This window comes from Burkholderia sp. Bp8963 (assembly GCF_003854275.1).
In the GTDB taxonomy this organism is placed as follows: domain Bacteria; phylum Pseudomonadota; class Gammaproteobacteria; order Burkholderiales; family Burkholderiaceae; genus Burkholderia.
On the sequence record NZ_QTQP01000118.1, the window covers coordinates 1 to 2913 of the forward strand.

General features: G+C 56.2%; 3 protein-coding genes and 2 pseudogenes. 4 read left to right on the plus strand and 1 reads right to left on the minus strand.

Annotated features, from left to right (window positions below):
* The 3 genes and pseudogenes from DID96_RS37435 to DID96_RS39715 all read left to right on the plus strand — a co-directional run.
* The coding region (locus DID96_RS37435; RefSeq protein ID WP_148094511.1) for an IS4 family transposase at nt 1-120 on the plus strand (120 nt) is incomplete at its 5' end.
* 10 nt (nt 121-130) lie between these two features.
* Nucleotides 131-238, plus strand: a pseudogene (locus DID96_RS39710) (Tn3 family resolvase); the annotation flags it as partial.
* A gap of 346 nt (nt 239-584) precedes the next feature.
* Nucleotides 585-839 (plus strand): DUF4148 domain-containing protein, encoded by a 255-nt coding sequence (locus DID96_RS39715; RefSeq protein WP_124604315.1) that lies wholly within the window; start codon nt 585-587, stop codon nt 837-839.
* Nucleotides 840-1248: 409 nt separating this feature from the next.
* Here the strand turns inward: DID96_RS39715 and DID96_RS37445 are convergent.
* Nucleotides 1249-1439 (minus strand): annotated as a pseudogene (locus tag DID96_RS37445) (IS701 family transposase); the annotation flags it as partial.
* A gap of 500 nt (nt 1440-1939) precedes the next feature.
* On the opposite strand from DID96_RS37445, the gene DID96_RS37450 reads away from it, so the two are divergent.
* Nucleotides 1940-2767, plus strand: a complete 828-nt coding sequence (locus tag DID96_RS37450; RefSeq protein WP_260464175.1) for a TetR/AcrR family transcriptional regulator — start codon at nt 1940-1942, stop codon at nt 2765-2767.
* The last annotated feature ends 146 nt before the right edge of the window (nt 2768-2913 follow it).

The window sequence follows — 2913 nt, forward strand, 5'->3', positions numbered from 1 at the left end:
GCGCGCAAAGGCGACGGCGAACCTGGCGTCAAAACCATCTGGCTAGGCATGCAGCGAATAGTGGACTTCGTTGCTGGCATCAGGTACATGCGCGAGATTGAGCATCAGACTTGTGTGTAATGGAATGCTCTATAGCAGCCACTCGCTGCGCCGTGGTTTCGCCACCTGGGCCAATGCGAACGGCTGGGAGCTCAAGATGCTGATGGAATACGTCGGCTGGGTGCGACCTGCAAGTCGCATGAGTCTCCGTTTCACGGAGGAAATGATGTCCCGATGAAACCGGCTGTTCCATCAACCGTCCCTTACCTGTACATGCAGGGCTGGCAACGGCCCGGTATGAAGCTCAAGGGACAACGCGTCCGCCGGTATATCCGGTATGCCTAGCCGCGAGGCGAAGCGGAATCTGCCAGCATGAATGCGGAGAGGAGCTTGAGATGGATGGGTACGACCAATCGATGTGAATGCCCAAAAGCATCGTTACGTATTTGCATGCATCTCGACGCGCTAAGGTCGTCTACTTTCTCACAATTCGCCTGGGAAACACCTAAGATTTAATCTCATCCTCTCCACCCCGAGGGTTTGTTATGAAAATAACCATTCCACTCGCGTTTGGGATTCTGCTCAGTGCAAACAGCATTGCGTCCGCATTCGCACAAGCCTCCACGTCACCGTACGATCCGTCGCCCCCCAAAGCCCGCTCCGAAGTTATGGCAGATGCTCAGCGTTGGTTCGCCGCCGGTTTCGATCCTCTGGACCTCTTCAACTATCCCAGTACCGCAATGAAAGCGTCTCGTATCCTCTCCAAACAACGCGGGCAAGCGGCGGCTTTCACTCAATAGCTCGCTTGAATTCATCTGCAGATGATGCATCGCGCAAAACCAGCCCCGATTCGTGGGTTGCGCTCACAAGGTACGTCATAGCGTCAGTACCGTTCCATCAACGGGACAACGCTTCTCGCCATAGCCGCGCGCCTGGCATCGAGGGGCAGCGACATACCCTGGAGGCTGGGCGCGCCGCGACGCCGAGGCGGGTTTGCACTTTTGCACATGGCCAGGACGCGAACGCAAGCGCGGCGAATGCGAATTGGCTTTCCGTTGGCTTGTCGTAACGAGTGAAGACGCGACGGGCACCCCAAATCTTACTGCGTCATACAGTAGGTTTTGAATTGGCTTGCCCCACAGCATGTGGCAACGCGCGAGTGTTGCGATCAGCGTCCAGGCAATGTGATACCGCAGTGTAGTGATCAAGTCAGGAACGTGGCGCTGGGCGCGCTGGGCTTCCTCGGGGAACGTAATTTTCGGGTAATGCAAAGATTTCGCGTGCGCCGGCGTTTTTTTAGCGCCAAGCGCGTTCGCCGCCGCATGGCGTTCCGCGACGAGAAACCCGTAAGCCGCGATACTCAGCACCGCATGATGATGGAATCCGCGCCAGCCGCGGCCTCACTGCGACAGCCGCACCACGCGGAAGTCTGCGCCTTTTCGGGCTGGGGCAAAGTTCGAACACCTATCCGTTCCATTGCAGAGCGGTTCACCACGCAACCTGAATGAACTTGCATCTCCTTGCCGGGAATACTACCAACGGCGCGCAATAAAGGGGCAGATTATCGATGGGAAACTTTGCCTCATGATCGATGCGCAAGCTCACAGCGCGTCGGCGAGCTCCAAAACCGTTGCGGGCAATGGCACGGTTGGCACGATTTCGCTACCTGACCGACTGGACTGCGTGGGGTTCGTTCGAGTCCACTTCAATCCGATGTGCAGTCTGACGCAAGCCGTCGACACCCGACAACCGTCGAGGTGTTTTACCTGGTCGCACCATGATGGGCGGGGTGTGTCCCCATGCTAAAATCGCAAAGCGTGAACCGATGGCACCGGTAGACAAGGCCGTAAGTGGACAGCGCCGCCGCTCTGGAGTAGCACATCAACTCGGGCGGCTGCCGATGGATCGAACTGCTTCTGAACCAGGCACCGGGCGGCACACTTCTATCGTCGCTGCGAATCAGCGCTCATCGTCGGGCTCAGTTCCACGCCGAGTTAGAAGCACGGGCGGAGCCGATCCGGTTGTTCTTCAAGCAGCTTCAATTTGCATATGCTACAAGCACGACGTTGCTTTCGAGAAAGCTGGTAGTAACAGAAAAGGTCAATCAATGGTAACGGGAAGAAAATCAAGGACGCGAGTCACCACCACCGCACACGATGAAAGGCGGCTGGAGATCATCCTGCACAGTGCCGATTTATTCGATAAAGTCGGCTACCATAAAATGACGATGCAAATGCTGGCGGACGCGGCCGGACTCGGGAAGCCAACCCTTTATCACTATTTTCCGAGCAAGGCTGAAATCCTCTTCGAGATGCATCAGATCCATATGGACGCTCTGCTGGGCGACCTGGACGCCGATGCCGAAACCTGTGCTGATTCTGCTGAACTGCTGGTTAAGGCTTGCGCCTCTGCCCTTCGCCAAATTGCGGAGCATCCTGGATATGTGCGCGCTTTCATGGACCACTACAGCGATCTGGACGACAAGCACCGTAAACAGATTCGCAAGCGGCGGGACGAATATTTCAATCGGATTCGAAATATCATCACGGACGGCATTTCCTCAGGCAGACTCATAAAAATTGATCCGGACGTCACGGTTTTCGCCTTCCTCGGAATATGCAATTGGGCCTACAAGTGGTATCCCAGCATGGCGGCTGCGTCGCCGCCCGACGTCATGGCGAAAAAGCTGTGTCAGGTGATTCTGGACGGCATCAAACGTCAGAAATAATGATGGGCACCGCACAACCCATGTCGTTATACAGAAGTGTCGGCGTCACCGTCATCGCGTAATAAGCGCATGGTTTCCGCGGCGATATGAACTTTCGTAAGTCCCTTCCAGATGGTCTCCGCGCCGGGTTCGCCGTCGCTCTTGCG

Bases quoted from the DNA above. Each gene is read 5' to 3' on its own strand.
- DID96_RS39715 (WP_124604315.1), top strand. From the start codon at position 585: ATGAAAATAACCATTCCACTCGCGTTTGGGATTCTGCTCAGTGCAAAC.
- DID96_RS37450 (WP_260464175.1), top strand. From the start codon at position 1,940: ATGGATCGAACTGCTTCTGAACCAGGCACCGGGCGGCACACTTCTATC.